This is a genomic window from Rhodovarius crocodyli, from assembly GCF_004005855.1.
GTDB classification, from domain to species: Bacteria; Pseudomonadota; Alphaproteobacteria; order Acetobacterales; family Acetobacteraceae; genus Rhodovarius; species Rhodovarius crocodyli.
Map to the genome: position 1 here is coordinate 329,182 of NZ_SACL01000001.1, position 14,906 is coordinate 344,087.

Below are 14,906 nucleotides of genomic sequence, written 5' to 3' on the forward strand. Positions count from 1 at the left end.
CATTTCCTCAGAATGGGGGCGGGCGCAGCATGGCGTCGCGCACCGGCTGGGTGCGGGGCGCCGTCTGGCCCATCCAGGAAGTAAGGCCGAGCCGCATGCCCGCCGCCCCGCTCAGCACCGGTTCGGGCAGCGCATCGGGTGACAGGATGGGGTTCAGCGCGAAATCCTGCTCCGGGCCCACGAACAGGCGGATCATGGAGCACAGCCGCGCATGCAGCGGCTCACCCGGAAGCAGGCGGTCGAACAGCGCGCGGCCGATGGGGCCCACGCGGACGATGAAGCGGGACTGCGGTTCCCACACGCGCGCGCCGATGGCCATGTCCATGCCGAGCGTGGAATGCGCGGCCCCCAGGCGCGTCTGCTCGGCCTCGGGCAGGCGCAGCCAGCCGCCGGCGAATTCCACGATCTCGACCGGGCGGCCGATCTCCTCCTCCAGCATGGCGCGCAGGCGCTCGGCGCTGCGGGTGCGGGCCGAGAGGTTGCCCGCGTGATAGCGCAGCACGGAGGGTGCCGCGGAAACCCGCCCCGACAGCCCGCCCGTGAGCATGCCGATGGCCGCATCCAGCGCGCGCTCGGCAGGCACCGGGTCGCGCGCCGGGCGGTACTTGGCGCCCGCGCGCACCCACATGCCGGTGAAGCGGCGGGACAGCAGCTCCAGGAACTTCGGCAGCGCGTCCTGGCGGCGGCGCAGCTGCGCGCCGGCGGTGGCGGTGTAGTGGCGCGGCAGCGTGCCGGCCGGGCCGATCATGCCGAACAACGGCGTGGTGATGCGGCCCGAGGCGTCGTCGAAACCGCTGACCTCGGCCAGCGGCAGGGAGAGGTTGGCGGGCGCGCTGTAAGGCAGCGCCACCACATCCCGCCCCGCCGAGAAGCCGGCGACGAAGGCCGCCTGGTCCAGGTCGAAGCGCTGGGGCTCCTTGCGCAGCAGCTCACGCGGGCTGGGCGCGGGCGGGGGGGCGGGCTCGGGCGGGGCCGCGGGCGCGGGTGCCGCCGCCACGGGATCGGGCTCGGGCTCGGGCTCGGGCTGCGGCTCGGGGACAGGTGCGGGCACCGGTACCGGCGGCGGGGCCACCCGGCGCGGCGCCATCATCGTCGCATCGGGGTCGATGTCGTCGTCAGGGTTCACAGCAGCACCCTGGTGCCGCTGCGCGCCGGCCAGCGCGCCTGCACCGTGCCGCGCCCGCGCAGCACGGCCGAGCACCGGACATAGCCGTTGATCGAGACCTGCAGCGCCAGGAAGCGTTCCAGCACGCAGCCCATCAGGTAAAGCCCATGGCTGGGCCAGGCCTGCTGATCGAAGGTCAGCTTCACCTCAAGCCCGCGCACGAAGCTGCCCGGGCGCTGGCCCGGCAGCCGCGCCACGCCGGGCGATGCCTCGGCCGCGATCAGCCCGGACATGGCGGCGCGGCTTTCGGGCGTATCCCGCAGGTCATGCAGGCGCATCATCTCCCGCAGGGCCAGCGCCCCGTCCTGGCCGCCCGTGACACCCAAGTGGTTCAGCGCCAGGTGCGAGACGAGCCGCCAGGCGCCGCGTTCCTGCAGGCGCGGGCGCAGCGTCGGGGTGGGTGCCGACAGGCAGCTGGCGGATTGCGCCGGGCAGGTCGCGTCCGCGATGCTCAGGCGCGGCTGCCCGCCGCCGAAGGGCAGCAGCGCGGGCAGGTCGCGGTTGGTGCACAGCGCGGTGATGGTCAGCACGCCGTCGGCCGGCGCCTGCGGGTCGAACCGTTCGTCGCGCAGCATCAGCCGCATCTCGGTGCCCGTCAGCGGCAGGGGCGCCGGGCCGCGCAGCCCCACCCACTGCATAGGGGCCGCGTCGCCCTCGGCCTCGCCTTCCCGCATCAGCCGCTGGAAGGGCAGCACATGGCGGCGCGCGCCGTCCGGCCGGCTTTCGCGGATGTTCAGGATGGAGTGCAGCTCCAGCCCCTCGGGCCGGCGGGCGTCGGGGATGACCAGCCAGTCGGTCTGGCTGCCGTCCAGCGCGATGGGCTCGCAGCGCTGGGTGAACAGGTTGACCACCGGCGTGCAGTGCAGCGCCACGTTGTCGCGCTCCAGCATCCGCTCCAGCTCGGGCATCGAGCGGTTCAGATAGACGAACAGGTCGATGGTGTTGGAGGCGTGGCGCAGCGTGCGCGCCTCCAGCCCCGAGAGCTCGACATAGAGGAACTTCTCGGGGTGGGCGAAATACTCGGTCAGCAGCCGGTGGCCGTCGAAGGCGCGGTTGGGCCAGGGCAGCGCCGCCTCGTGCCGCTCGAAGCCCACGGGCTTCAGCTTGTCGGCGGGCAGGAAGGTGGCGTCGGGGTCGTTCGGCCCATCGGCCAGCGCCATGCCGATGCAGGCGGTGCACAGCAGCTCGTGCAGGGCATGGCCCACCATGCCGGTGCCGCGCAGATGCAGGCGCAGCGTGTCGAGCCCCACCTGCGCGAACAGCAGGTCCGGCACCGAGGTGTTCAGCGTGATGCGCAGGCAGGACAGCGCGCCCTGCACGCGCGGGCTGGCGGGGGCGGCCAGCGGCTGGCCCATCAGCCTGACGGCGCTGATCGTGACGGGCCACAGCGTGACATCGTGGCAGGTGATGTAGCGGATGGCCTCCCCGCGCACCGGGTCGGTCTCGACCGGGGTGCCGCGCTTGGCCAGGGCCGGGCCGCGCGATTCCCGCTTCGGCTCCAGCTGCACCGTCGCCATGCTGGGCACCGGGGCCAGCAGATGCGGCGACAGCAGCTCCAGCAGCGCGTCGGTAATCTCGGGCAGCTCGTCCTCAAGCCGCTGCTGCACCCGCCCGGCCATGAAAGCCACGCCTTCCAGCAGGCGCTCCACATGCGGGTCGTCCACCGTGCCGTCGGCGGTGATGCGCAGCCGGCCCGCCGCCTTGCCCGAGGCCGCGGCGAATTCACCCGCCAGGCGCCGCAGCGCCGCCAGTTCCCGATTGTAGAAGGGGAGAAGGCTCTCGCTCATCCCTGATCCGCCACCCGCACTTCATGGGAGACGGCCTCGATCACCGTCTCGAAACTCACCGGCTCCGGCACCGGGTCGCTGCGCAGCACGGCATCGACGCGCAGCTTCAGGCGCCTTTCCAGGTCACCGCCCGAATCGTCGATCCGCACCTTCACCCCGCGCAACCGGGGTTCATAGCGCCGGATCGTCGCCTCGACCTCGGCGGCCAGTGCCTCGCGCTTCTCCTGCAGGGCATAGCTGCCGGAGGTCGCGTCGGGGATGCCGTAGTTCAGCGGCGAGGTGATCAGCTCCGGCGCCGTTTCCGGCAGCGGCCAGCGCCGCCGGCGCGCGTTGAGCAGCGCCTCCAGATCCCGCCGCACGGCCTTGCGCAGCGCCTCCACCGCCTCCTGGGGGGAGCGGGGCATGGCGCTGTCGTCATCGGCATCCGCGATCAGCCTGTCCAGCAGGGGCAGGCGGATCCAGTGCGCGGCGTTGCGGTTGGAGGGGCGGTCGCTCATGGTCTTACTTGAAGTGCAGTGCCTTCAGTTCGCTGATGGCCACGTCTTCCTCGCCGATCAGGAACACGCGCTGGCCGATGCCGCGCACCGGGCCCGGCCCCTCGCTCCAGCTCGTCTCGCGGCCCAGCTTCACATCGGCGGGGGCATCGGGCGCGCAGGCGTAGATGGCGGGCAGGTAGACCACGCCCTCGGTGCTGTCCTTCAGGTTGATGGCGGCGCGGCGCCACACCAGGTCACGCGGGCGCTTGGGCGCGTCGAACTCCAGGCTGGCGATGCGCTCCACCGGCACCAGGATATGGGTGGCAGAGGTGGTCAGCACCTCGATCATCGGGCCGAAGATGTCGTCGCCGTCGCGGAAATCGCCGAACTCGATGGTGCGGCCGTCGACCAGCTCCGCAGTGCCGGGGATGGCGGGGCGCGCCTCCTCGGCCTCGACGGCGGCGGCCTCGGCTTCCTCGGCATTGCCGGTGCGGGCCAGCACGGCGGCGCGCAGGGCGGCCTGCTGGGCGGGGGTCGCGTCATCGCCCTGGAACTTCGGCGCGCGGCCTTCCAGCCACACCTGCTGGCGGATCACCTCCGCCCGCAGCACGGTGCGGAAATCCAGCACGGTCGGGATCGGCTGCTCGCTGATCACGGCGTCCAGCATGCGGTCCGCGCGCTCGGCCTGGCCGTCGATCAGCAGCATCTCCGCCATCAGCCAGCGGGCGTCGAAATCCATCGGGTTGGCCTTCACCAGCGCGGTGGCGGCGGCGATGGCGCCGGCCAGGTCGCCATTCTTGAAGGCATCGCCCACGGGGTCTTGGGACATGATCGTTTCCTGTCGTCAGGCCGCTTCGCGCGGGCCGGTGAGTTCGGTGAGCAGCCGGAAGGAGGCCCCCACATCGTCGAGCTGGTAATGCGGCTGCAGCACCACGGTGCAGCCATAGACGCCGGGCTTGCCGATCAGCTCCCGCACCTCCACCCGCGCATCGCGCAGGGGATAGCGGGAGGCGACGTCGCCGCCGCCCGCAAGCCCGCTGATATGGCTGTTCAGCCAGGCCTGGAGGCGGGTTTCCACATCCTCCGGCGTCAGGAAGCCACCCACCATGTCGCGTCCCATCAGCTTCACCACATGCGCGAAGCGGGAGACGCAGAGCATGCTGTTGAACTGGGCCGACAGGCGCTGGTTGGCATTGGCCAGCTCCGTCGTCATGCGCGGCGGGCGATGGATGGACGGCACGGCGCCGAAGCTCGCCTCCGGCAGCCCTTCAAGCCCGCAGAAGGCGATGAGCCCGGCGTCGGAGGCCTCGCGCTCCTGCTCGTCGGTCAGGCTGACTTCGAGCGGCGGGCGCGGCGGGGGGCCGGGCGGGTCGGCGCGGAAGCGTTCATGCGGCAGGGTCTCCACCACCCCGCCCATCGCATCCCAGCCGGGTTCGGCACCGCGCACATCGGCGGGCCAGTGATAGCGGGCAAAGCTGCGCGCGGCGACGGAGGCGAAGGAATAGACCGCGCTGGTCCAGACGCGCTGGTCGGCGCGGCCCGCATCCTCGGCATAGCGGAAACGGTCCGCGCGGGTGCCGTCGGCGGACCAGCGGCGCCGGCCCAGCGTGCGCGGCAGCACCAGCCCCACGAAGCGGGTCTCATCCCGCTGCGCCAGCCGCGCCCAGCGCTGCTTCTCGGGGCCCCGGAACAGCGCGCTGAAGGCGGTGATGGGCCGGGCCTCGTGATAGCTGTCCAGGCCGAAGAACTCCGGCGAGACCGGCAGCACCACCGGGCAGAAGGAGGCGGCCGCCACCTCCGACAGGCGCTCCAGCAGCGGCACGTCGTCCACGGGCTCGGTCGCGCTGGGTGAGGGATGGACCTCGTAGTCCACCACCAGCATGCCGTAGGGCTCGCCGCCCGGCATGCCGAATTCCTGTTCGTGGATGATGCGGAACAGCGCCGACTGGTCGAATTCGCTGGCGCGCTGGAAGTCGCGCTCCACCTCCCGCCGCCGGGCGTTCAGGATGCGCACCTTGGTCAGCTTGTCCTGCACGAAGCCGTCCACCAGCCAGAACAGGCCGCGCCAGGCGCCCTCCAGCTTGCGCAGCTTGTCCTCGTGCAGCACCTGGTCCAGCTGGCGCGCCATCAGCGCGTCGATCGCCACGATGTCGCGGTCGATGGCCTCCTGCAGGACCTCCAGCGCATCCGGCCCGGCCAGGATGGCGCGCAGCCGCGCCTCACCGAACCAGAGAACGAGAAAGGCAGCCTCGCCCATGCGGCGAAGCTGCCTCGCATACTCGGTCCAATCCATGGAGGAGCGGCGATAGAAGGCGCCGCCCAGCATGATGCCGCGCATTGATGCAGGCCCATCAATGCGCATCGACATCAGGCCTTCTCAGGGATACGCGCGACCATGCGCATGGAGGTGGTCAGTTCCTCCATCTGCAGCCAGGGCTGCAGGTAGGCCACGGCGTTGTAGGAGCCGGGCTTGCCCGGGATTTCCTTCACGTCGACGCGGGCGGCGCGCAGCGGGTACTTCGCACGCGCCTCCTGGCCGGCACCCTCCATCGGGTTCACGTAGTTCTGGATCCAGCGGTTCAGCTCGGCCTCGACGTCCGTGGCCTCCATGAACCGGCCCACCCAGTCGCGCGCCATCACCTTCAGGAAGTGGGCGAAGCGGCTGGTCGCCATGATGTAGGGCAGGCGGGCGGAGATCGCGGCGTTGGAGGTCGCGTCCGGGCGGTCGTACTTCTTGGGCTTCTGCGTGGTCTGCGCGCCGAAGAACACGGAGTAGTCGGTGTTCTTGTAGTGGCAGAGCGGCAGGAAGCCGTTGTGCGACAGCTCGGCCTCACGGCGGTCGGTGATGGCGATCTCGGTCGGGCACTTGGTGTCCGAATCGCCGTCGTCGGACTTGAAGACGTGGGTCGGCAGGCCGCTCACCTTGCCGCCGCCCTCGGCGCCGCGGATGGCGGTGCACCAGCCATACTGGGCGAAGGCGTCGGTCAGGCGGGCCGCATGCACATAGGCCGCGTTCATCCAGCAATAGTCGCTGTGTTCCATCGCGCGGGCCGTGCCGTCGGCATTGGCGGGCGCCTCCTCATAGCCGAACTCCTCGACCGGCTTGGTGGCCTGGCCATAGGGCAGGCGCGCCAGGGTGCGGGGCAGCACGAGGGTGACGAAGCGGCTTTCCTCGGTATCGCGGAACGCGCGCCAGGAGGTGTATTCGGCCGTCTCGAAGATCTTGGACAGGTCGCGGGGGTTGGCCAGCTCCTGGTAGTCCTTGAAGCCGAACATGCCCGCACCGGCGGCCGAGATGAAGGGCGCGAAGGACGCGGCAGCCGCCTGGCTGACGAGCTTCAGCGTCTCCACATCCTCGGGGTGGTTGGTCCACTCATAGTCGCCGATCAGCGCGCCATAGGGCGTGCCGCCGGGCATGCCGAACTCGGCCTCGTAGATCTTCTTGAACAGGTTCGACTGGTCGAACTCCACCGCGCGGGTCAGGTCGCGGTTCAGCTCGCGCTTGGAGACCTGCAGCAGGCGGATCTTCAGGCCTTCGCCCGTCTCGCTGTTCTGGATCAGGTAGGAAAGCCCACGCCAGCTGCCTTCGAGCTTGGTGAACTTCTCATGATGCATGATCGCGTTCAGCTGCTTGGACAGCTGGATGTCGATCTGCTCAATCGCCTTGTTGATGGTCTGCGTCAGGTTGCGGTTGAAGGTGATGGTGCCCTTCATCGCTTCCTCGGTCAGCGCCTTCACCAGCTCCGAGGCGCGGTCGCGCTCGGTCTGGCGGGTGGCGCCGATGACCTGCTCCAGGAAGGAGAGGCCGCCTTCCTCGGTCGTCGTCGCCGAGGCGCCGGCAGGCTGGGACTGGGTGCCGCTCATGGGATCAGGCCTCCGGCTTGTTGATGCCGAGCTCGGAGGAGAGCGCGGCCAGCTTGTTGTTGTCCTTCAGGATGTCCTCCAGCAGCTCCTCGAGCTGGGTGGAGTTGTCAGCCTTGCTCAGCAGGTCGCGCAGCTTCTCGCGCGTTTCCAGCAGCGCCTTCAGCGGTTCCACCTGCTGGACCACCTTGGTCGGCTCGAAATCATCCAGGCTGTTGAACTTCAGGTTCACCGCCATCTCGCTGCCGTCGCCGGCCAGCGTGTTCTCGACGCGATAGGACAGGGTCGGCGCGATCTGCTTCATCACGTCGTTGAAGTTGTCGCGGTCGATCTGGGTGAACTTGCGGTCCTTCAGGGGCTTCTGGGCCGCGGCGTTGTCGCCCGCGAAATCGCCCATCACGCCCATGACGAAGGGAAGCTCGCGTTCGATCTTCGCGTCACCCACCTCCACATCGTAGGTGATATGGACGCGCGGCTTCCGAACGCGCGTCAGCTTGCCATAGATATCAGACATGACTTCTCCCCAACGATGGTCGTTGCGATGGAATGCGCCAGCGTCCCGAACTGGTCGTGGGAAGCGCCGTTGCGATGAGACGCGCGGAAGCGGCGAGCACCGCCGACGCACGCCGAAAAACCCTTGGGAACCGGGAGCGGACTGTAGGGGCGCCGCAAATTGGGCGTCAACGACAGCGCCGATCGTTCACGGCAATGGGAGCGAGTGGAATCAGCTATAGCCATCGCCGCCCTCCTCCGCCGGTGTCTCCTGGAAGTTCTCGGCCTTGATACCCAGGGCCGAGAGCATGGCGTAGCGCACCGTCTCATCCGCCAGGACTTCGCCCAGCAGCTCAGGCAGGGACATGCGGCCGCGGCGGACTGCCTCTTTCAAAGTATAGGCAAGAAAAGAATGCGGCTCCGTGCTCGCGAAAAACTCGGCGATCTGCTCCAGCTGCTTCAGCGCCTGGTCGCGATTGGCGATGGAGGCCTGCACGCCGCCCAGCACCATGCCGCCGCCGGCCATGGCCGGGGCGGCGCCCATGACCGGCGCGGCGGCCGCGGCCGCGTCCTCGGGCACCGAGACGGGGGCCGGGGCCGCCGCATCGCCGTATTGTTCCGCGAAGGAAAGGGCACGACCCAGCGCCTCGGACACGCGGCGCAGTGACGGGGCGAAGGCGCCGAACATCGCCTCTGCGCGGTCATCCAGCGCCCGCCAGGCAGCCATCGCCTCCTCGACCTCGACCCGCGTCTGGCCGATCGAGGCGCGCGCGCTGTGCGCCTCGGCCTCCAGCCGCTCCAGCGGCACCACGCCGCGCTCATAACGCGCCTGGCGCTTCTCGGGGTCAGGCAGGGCGGCGGCGGCGAGGGCGGCCTCGTGCTCATAGAGCAGGAAGGGCATGCCGGTCGGGCGCATGAAAAGCTGAATGGACTGAAGGGGCTGGATCAGCACCCCGTCCTTGTCGGCGCCCGACAGCCCCTCCAGCAGAGAGGCGCGGTAGCTCTGGCCGTCTTCCTCATCCGGGCGGGGCCAGGCGTCGTCGCCATAGCGTTCCAGCAGCCCGTCGAGCAGATGCGCGCCCGTCAGCAGCCCGGCCAGCCCGTGCTGGCGCACCAGCGCCTCCGTCAGCCAGCAGGCAACCTCCAAGTCCTTGGAAACACTGGCCAGGGTCTCGGTCGCGATGCGCACGACCTCGCGCCAGAGGGGGGAGGCGCTGGTATCCGGTTCGTCGGCGGAACGACGCGCCCGATCATCGGCCTGCGCGGCCGATCGAGCGTCCCTAAGGGCGCGATAGGGAGCGGTCGGATTGAAATCCTCCCGCAGATCGGTGCCACTGGGGCTCTCGCCATCCAACGGCGCCAGCAGCGCCTCAAGGTCCAGAACGTCGTTCATGCGGCGCCACAGCCCTCCCGTGCGGCACGAACGATGGATTCTGCAGGAGACGTGCCGGTCGTCATCATGGAGCTTCGTGGTCGCCCTAACAAGAGTTGCAACTTACCTTATCACAACCGGGGAGTTCTGCATCGTCGCAACTAATGAACCCTTATCATTCATGTTGCTTAGCAATGAATTTGTTCCCGGATAATTGATTGACGAGGTACTGGAGCCTCATTAACGCTTTCTTCTAGCTATCGTGGTGCAAGGCTAGAACGAACCAAATTGCCAGACGGTGAACCGCGGGCAATGCTCTGGTCAGGGAAGCCATGTGCCGACGCTTTTCCCGCCTCTCTCGGGCGCGTCGCAGCAGTGCAGGAGGTTACGCCGCTTATGGTCGCCGTGGACTTGAAATCGCTTGTCGGACGCATGACCGAGCTGGCCCGCCGCCAGCTCGAAGCCGCGGCCGGCCTCACCCTTTCCCGCACCCACTACAATGTGGAGGTCGAGCACCTGCTGGTGCGGCTGATCGAGCATGCGGGTTCCGACGTCTCGGTCATCCTGCGCAATGCCGGCATCGACGCGGCCCGCGTGGTGGCGGAACTGACCAAGGCGCTGGACCGGCTCAAGACCGGCAACTCCCGCGCGCCGTCGCTGTCGCCCGACATCGTGGCCTGGCTGAAGGAAGCCTGGCTGATCACGAGCCTTGAGGCCAACCAGGGCAAGATCCGCTCCGGCCACATGCTGGCGGCCCTGCTGGCCGATGAAAGCCTGCAGCGCATCGCCAAGGACAGCGCGCCCAGCCTGACGGCCATCCCGGCCGATGCGCTGCGCAAGAACCTGGCGACGCTGACCGAGGGCAGCGAGGAAGCGGCCCAGGGCCAGGCCGCCGCCCAGCCGGGTGCCGCCGGCGCCCCCGCCGACCCCACCATCCAGCCCGCCCAGGCCGGCCCGCTGGAGCAGTTCTGCACCGACCTCACGGCCCAGGCGCGCAACGGCAAGATCGACCCGATTCTCGGCCGCGACTCGGAAATCCGGCAGATGGTCGACATCCTGACCCGCCGCCGCCAGAACAACCCGATCCTGACCGGTGAGGCCGGCGTGGGCAAAACCGCGGTGGTCGAGGGCCTGGCCCTGCGCATCGCGGCCGGCGACGTGCCCGATGCGCTGAAGAAGGTGAAGCTGATGGCGCTGGACCTGGGCATGCTCCAGGCCGGTGCCAGCGTGAAGGGTGAGTTCGAGAATCGCCTGAAGGGCGTGATCGACGGCGCCAAGGCATCGCCCCAGCCCGTGGTGCTGTTCATCGACGAGGCGCACACGCTGATCGGCGCCGGCGGCACCGCCGGCCAGAACGATGCGGCGAACCTGCTGAAGCCCGCGCTGGCGCGCGGTGAGCTGCGCAGCATCGCCGCCACCACCTGGGCGGAATACAAGAAGTACTTCGAGAAGGACGCGGCGCTGACCCGCCGCTTCCAGGTGGTGAAGGTCGAGGAGCCCTCCCTGGGCCTGGCCTCGGCCATGCTGCGCGGCCTGGTGCCGGTGCTGGAGAAGCACCACAACGTCCGCATCCTGGATGAGGCCGTGACGGAGGCCGTTCGGCTTTCCGCCCGCTACATCCCCGCCCGGCAGCTGCCGGACAAGGGCGTGTCGCTGCTGGATACCGCCTGCGCCCGTGTCTCCATGTCCCAGGCGGCCATCCCGGCGCCGATCGAGGACCGCATGCGCCGCCTCGCGCTGATCGAGACGGAGCTCGGCGCCATCGGCCGCGAGGCCGCGACCGGCGGCGACCATGCCAAGCGCACCGCGGCCCTGAAGGCCGAGGAGGAGATCAACCGCACCGAGCTGACCGGCCTCGAGGAGCGGTGGGACAAGGAAAAGTCCCTGGTCGAGAAGATCCACGAGCTGCGCGGCAAGCTCGAGAAGCCCGAGGAAGGCGCGGACACGGTCGGGCTGCTGGCGGAACTCGCCGATGTCACGGCCGAGCTGCACGGCCTGCAGGGCGAGGAACCGCTGGTGCATCCGGTGGTCGACGGCCAGGCGGTGGCCGAGGTGGTGGCCACCTGGACCGGCATTCCGCTGGGCCGGATGGGCGGCGACGAGATGCGCACCATCCAGAAGCTGCACGAGAAGTTGAACGAGCGCGTCGTGGGCCAGGACCATGCGCTGGAAGCCATCGCCAAGGCGATCCGCACCAGCCGCGCGGGCCTCGCGGACCCGCGCAAGCCCATCGGCGTGTTCATGCTGGCCGGCACCTCGGGCGTCGGCAAGACCGAAACCGCGCTGGCGCTGGCCGACCTGCTCTATGGCGGTGAGCAGAACCTGACCACCATCAACATGAGCGAGTTCAAGGAAGAACATAAGGTCGCGCTGCTGATGGGCTCGCCCCCGGGCTATGTCGGCTATGGCGAGGGCGGCGTGCTGACCGAGGCGGTTCGTCGTCGCCCTTATTCCGTCATTTTGCTCGACGAAATGGAGAAGGCGCATCCTGCCGTCCAGGACGTGTTCTACCAGGTCTTCGACAAGGGCAACATGAAGGATGGCGAAGGTCGTGACATCGACTTCAAGAACAGCGTCATCATCATGACCTCCAACGCGGGCACGGACACGATCGCCAAGCTGTGCGCCGACCCCGAGACCGCGCCGGACCCCGAGCAGCTGCGCGAGGCGCTGCGCCCCGACCTGCTGAAGTGGTTCAAGCCGGCCTTCCTGGGCCGTGTGAACACCGTCATCTACTACCCGCTGGCGGACAACATCCTGAAGCAGATCATCGGGCTGAAGCTGCGCAGCATCGGCCGCCGCCTGCGGGAAAACTACGACGCCGACTTCACGGTGGACCCCGCCGTGACGGACGCGATCGTCGAGCGCTGCCGCGAGGTCGAGAGCGGCGCGCGCAACATCGAGAACATCCTGAACAACACGCTGCTGCCGCAACTGGCCGGCCGCGTGCTGGAACTGCTGGCCGAGGGCAAGACCATCACGAGCGTGAAGGTCGAGCTGAACGACGCCGGCGGCTTTGATTTCGCCATCGCCTGAGCGGCAATGGCGTGACGACTACCCTGCGCGGCGCCGGAACAGGGGCCGACCGCCAGGGGGACAGACGGGGCAACCCGTCATCGGTGCAACACCGGCCAGTAGCCCGCCGCGGGCCTTGGTCGGACACGAGGCGCGGCGAGCGGAGTAGAACACATGGCTATTTTCCTGAAGTACGGTGACATCAAGGGCGAGACCACGCAGCTCACCCACAAGGAGTGGATCGAGGTCAACTCGTTCCAGTTCGGCGTGGGCCGCGGCATCAGCATGGGCGTGGGCGGTGGCTCCAAGCGCGAAGCGACGGCGCCGTCCGTCAGCGAGATCGTGCTGACCAAGAGCTTCGACATCGCCTCCCCGCTGCTGCTGAAGGAAGCGATCGGCGGCAAGGCCGTGAAGGTGAAGATCGAGTTCACCCAGACCGACAACAGCGGCAAGCACGTCGCCTTCCAGAAGTACATCCTGGATGACTGCCTGCTGTCCGGCTACTCGATCTCCTCCGGCGGCGACCGCCCCAGCGAGAGCATCAGCCTGAACTTCGGCAAGATCGACAGCGAATACCTGAACATCGACAGCAAGTTCAACGCGAAGACCACGGGCCACGTGATCTACGACATCGGCCTGGCCAAGCTGACCTGATCCGGGCGCTTCCGCGCAACGGAGAGCCGGGGCGGGGAAACCTGCCCCGGCTTCTTTTTTACTTGCCCTGGAAGTTGGGCGCGCGCTTCTCCAGGAACGCCTTGCGGCCTTCCACGTAGTCGGCGCTGGCGAAGCACGCCTTCACCATCGTGTCGCAGGTCGCCTCATCGGCGGCACCGCGGTCCTTCACTGCCTCATTGGCGATGAACTTCACTGCGGCGATGGTCAGCGGCGCGTTGCCCGCGATGGTGGCGGCATAGTCGGCCACATAGGCCGCCAGTTCCGCCTTCGGCACCACGCGGTTCACCAGGCCCATGCTCGCGGCCTCGGCGGCGGTGAAGCGACGGGCGGTGTAGAACACCTCCTTCGCGAAGGAGATGCCGACGATGTCCACCAGGCGGCGGATGCCCTCGATCGGGTAGCCCAGGCCGAGCTTGGCCGCCGGCACGCCGAAATTGCTGCCTTCCTCGCAGATGCGCATGTCGCAGCACACGGCGAGCGCCGTGCCGCCGCCGATGCAGAAGCCCTCGATCTGCGCGATGGTGGGCTTGGGGAAGGACGCGATGGCGTCATAGACGCGCTTGGTCTGCGCCTGATAGGCGGCGACGGCTTCCTCGCCCTGACGCTCGCTCTCGAACTTCGAGATATCGGCGCCCGAGACGAAGGCCTTGCCCCCTGCCCCGTCCAGCACCAGCACGCGCACGGAGGGATCGGCGGCGAAGGCGGTCACGGCCTTCTCGGCCGCCTGCCACATCTCCATCGAGACGGCGTTGCGCTTCTCAGGGTTGTTGAAGGTGAGGCGGGCGATGCCGCCCTCCACCTTCGCCAGCATCTTGTCGGTACCGAGGTCCATTCTCACACCACCTGGTTCTTGCGGAATTCTGCGATCTGTTCGGCGCTGTAGCCGGCCTCGGCCAGGATCTGGTCGCTGTGCTCACCCACCTTGGGCGGATGGCGCGTGACCGGGCTGTCATTGGCCGACAGCACGAAGGGCTGGCCGAGATACTTGATGCCGTCCAGCTGCTTGACGATGCCCAGGTGGTTCACCTGCACGTCCTCGAACAGCTGCTGCATGTTGTTGATGGGCCCGCAGGGCACGCCCTTGGCGTTCAGCGTCTCCACCCAATACGCCGTGGTGTTGGTGCGGGTCGCCTCGTCGATCAGCGCGTTCAGCGCGTGACGGTTCTTGCTGCGGTCGCCGCCCGTGGCGAAGCGCGGGTCCTCGGACCATTCCTTATGGCCCATGGCTTCCACGAAGCGGCCCCAGATGGCCCCGCCGGTCGTCGCGATGTTGATCGCGCCGTCGCTGGTGGTGAACACGCCGGTCGGGATCGAGGTCGGGTGGTCGTTGCCCGCGCTCTTGGGGATCTCGCCGTTCATCAGCCAGCGGGCCGCCTGGAAATCCAGCATGAAGGCCTGGGCCTGCAGCAGGCTGGTCTGCACCCACTGGCCGCGGCCGGTCTGCTCGCGCTCCAGCAATGCCACCATGGTGCCCATGGCGGCGAAGATGCCGGCACAGAGGTCAGCCACCGGGATGCCCACGCGCATGGGGCCACGGCCGGGCTCACCCGTGATGGACATCAGCCCGCCCATGCCCTGGGCGATCTGGTCGAAGCCCGGACGCTTGGCATAGGGGCCGTCCTGCCCGAAACCCGAGATCGAAGTGTAGACCAGGCGCGGGTTCACGGCGGACAGCGCGGCGTAGTCGATGCCGAGGCGCGTCTTCACGTCGGGGCGGAAGTTCTCGACCACCACATCGGCGGTCTCGGCCAGCTTCTTCAGCACGGCCACGCCTTCGGGCGATTTCAGGTTCAGCGTCAGGCCGCGCTTGTTGCGGTGCAGGTTCTGGAAGTCGCTGCCCTCACGCGGGCCGCCCAGACCTTCGCCTTCGGCCAGTTCGGGCGGCATCTCGATCTTGATGACATCCGCGCCCCAATCGGCGAACTGCCGCACGGCGGTGGGGCCGGCGCGCACCCGGGTCAGGTCGAGCACCTTGAATTTGGCGAGCGGCAGCATGGCGTCTCCTTACGGGCTTGCGCGTTTCCGCGGCGGAAGGTGCGGCCATGTCGGCATGTTGTCAACAA

At 68.7% G+C, this 14,906-nt stretch carries 12 protein-coding genes; 2 read left to right on the plus strand and 10 right to left on the minus strand.

Translation table 11 applies throughout. The features are described 5' to 3' along the window. Positions 1-7 precede the first annotated feature (7 nt). From tssG to tssA, 8 genes are all read right to left on the minus strand, one after another. Entirely contained in the window at positions 8-1,126 is a 1,119-nt protein-coding gene (tssG, locus tag EOD42_RS01540; RefSeq protein ID WP_164867733.1) for a type VI secretion system baseplate subunit TssG, read from the minus strand. Beyond that, on the minus strand, positions 1,123-2,952 hold the full coding sequence (gene tssF, locus EOD42_RS01550; protein WP_127785294.1) for a type VI secretion system baseplate subunit TssF: 1,830 nt from the start codon (positions 2,950-2,952) through the stop codon (positions 1,123-1,125). The genes tssG and tssF overlap by 4 nt, the downstream gene beginning before the upstream one ends. After that, positions 2,949-3,449: a type VI secretion system baseplate subunit TssE gene (gene tssE, locus EOD42_RS01555; protein ID WP_127785295.1), complete on the minus strand. Its 501-nt coding sequence runs from the start codon at positions 3,447-3,449 to the stop codon at positions 2,949-2,951. The genes tssF and tssE overlap by 4 nt, the downstream gene beginning before the upstream one ends. A gap of 4 nt (positions 3,450-3,453) precedes the next feature. Beyond that, entirely contained in the window at positions 3,454-4,257 is an 804-nt protein-coding gene (locus EOD42_RS01560; protein WP_127785296.1) for a type VI secretion system accessory protein TagJ, read from the minus strand. Positions 4,258-4,272: 15 nt separating this feature from the next. After that, positions 4,273-5,796 (minus strand): type VI secretion system contractile sheath large subunit, encoded by a 1,524-nt coding sequence (gene tssC / locus EOD42_RS01565; RefSeq protein ID WP_127785297.1) that lies wholly within the window; start codon positions 5,794-5,796, stop codon positions 4,273-4,275. Beyond that, complete coding sequence (tssC, locus tag EOD42_RS01570; protein ID WP_127785298.1) at positions 5,796-7,292, minus strand: type VI secretion system contractile sheath large subunit; 1,497 nt, start codon at positions 7,290-7,292, stop codon at positions 5,796-5,798. The genes tssC (EOD42_RS01565) and tssC (EOD42_RS01570) overlap by 1 nt, the downstream gene beginning before the upstream one ends. A gap of 4 nt (positions 7,293-7,296) precedes the next feature. Then, positions 7,297-7,803 (minus strand): type VI secretion system contractile sheath small subunit, encoded by a 507-nt coding sequence (tssB, locus tag EOD42_RS01575; protein ID WP_127785299.1) that lies wholly within the window; start codon positions 7,801-7,803, stop codon positions 7,297-7,299. Positions 7,804-8,013: 210 nt separating this feature from the next. After that, entirely contained in the window at positions 8,014-9,174 is a 1,161-nt protein-coding gene (tssA, locus tag EOD42_RS01580; RefSeq protein WP_127785300.1) for a type VI secretion system protein TssA, read from the minus strand. A gap of 411 nt (positions 9,175-9,585) precedes the next feature. Between tssA and tssH the strand changes: the two genes are divergently transcribed. Then, the gene (tssH, locus tag EOD42_RS01585) at positions 9,586-12,189 is read left to right on the plus strand and encodes a type VI secretion system ATPase TssH (RefSeq protein ID WP_456307883.1); all 2,604 of its coding nucleotides are present in this window, start codon (positions 9,586-9,588) and stop codon (positions 12,187-12,189) included. A 153-nt stretch (positions 12,190-12,342) separates the two neighbouring features. Continuing rightward, positions 12,343-12,822, plus strand: a complete 480-nt coding sequence (locus EOD42_RS01590) for an Hcp family type VI secretion system effector (protein ID WP_127785302.1) — start codon at positions 12,343-12,345, stop codon at positions 12,820-12,822. Between the two features lie 58 nt (positions 12,823-12,880). On the opposite strand, the gene EOD42_RS01595 is transcribed toward EOD42_RS01590, so the two are convergent. After that, a complete protein-coding gene (locus EOD42_RS01595) occupies positions 12,881-13,675 on the minus strand; it encodes an enoyl-CoA hydratase (RefSeq protein ID WP_127785303.1) in 795 nt (264 codons plus the stop codon). 2 nt (positions 13,676-13,677) lie between these two features. Next, positions 13,678-14,838, minus strand: coding sequence for a CaiB/BaiF CoA transferase family protein (locus tag EOD42_RS01600; RefSeq protein ID WP_127785304.1), 1,161 nt, complete (start codon positions 14,836-14,838; stop codon positions 13,678-13,680). Between the last annotated feature and the right edge of the window lie 68 nt (positions 14,839-14,906).

What these genes read in the sequence shown, in the direction of transcription:
- tssF (WP_127785294.1), bottom strand. Translation starts at nt 2,952, where the DNA reads ATGAGCGAGAGCCTTCTCCCCTTCTACAATCGGGAACTGGCGGCGCTG.
- tssE (WP_127785295.1), bottom strand. Translation starts at nt 3,449, where the DNA reads ATGAGCGACCGCCCCTCCAACCGCAACGCCGCGCACTGGATCCGCCTG.
- EOD42_RS01560 (WP_127785296.1), bottom strand. Translation starts at nt 4,257, where the DNA reads ATGTCCCAAGACCCCGTGGGCGATGCCTTCAAGAATGGCGACCTGGCC.
- tssC (WP_127785297.1), bottom strand. Translation starts at nt 5,796, where the DNA reads ATGTCGATGCGCATTGATGGGCCTGCATCAATGCGCGGCATCATGCTG.
- tssC (WP_127785298.1), bottom strand. Translation starts at nt 7,292, where the DNA reads ATGAGCGGCACCCAGTCCCAGCCTGCCGGCGCCTCGGCGACGACGACC.
- tssB (WP_127785299.1), bottom strand. Translation starts at nt 7,803, where the DNA reads ATGTCTGATATCTATGGCAAGCTGACGCGCGTTCGGAAGCCGCGCGTC.
- tssA (WP_127785300.1), bottom strand. Translation starts at nt 9,174, where the DNA reads ATGAACGACGTTCTGGACCTTGAGGCGCTGCTGGCGCCGTTGGATGGC.
- tssH (WP_456307883.1), top strand. Translation starts at nt 9,586, where the DNA reads ATGACCGAGCTGGCCCGCCGCCAGCTCGAAGCCGCGGCCGGCCTCACC.
- EOD42_RS01590 (WP_127785302.1), top strand. Translation starts at nt 12,343, where the DNA reads ATGGCTATTTTCCTGAAGTACGGTGACATCAAGGGCGAGACCACGCAG.
- EOD42_RS01595 (WP_127785303.1), bottom strand. Translation starts at nt 13,675, where the DNA reads ATGGACCTCGGTACCGACAAGATGCTGGCGAAGGTGGAGGGCGGCATC.
- EOD42_RS01600 (WP_127785304.1), bottom strand. Translation starts at nt 14,838, where the DNA reads ATGCTGCCGCTCGCCAAATTCAAGGTGCTCGACCTGACCCGGGTGCGC.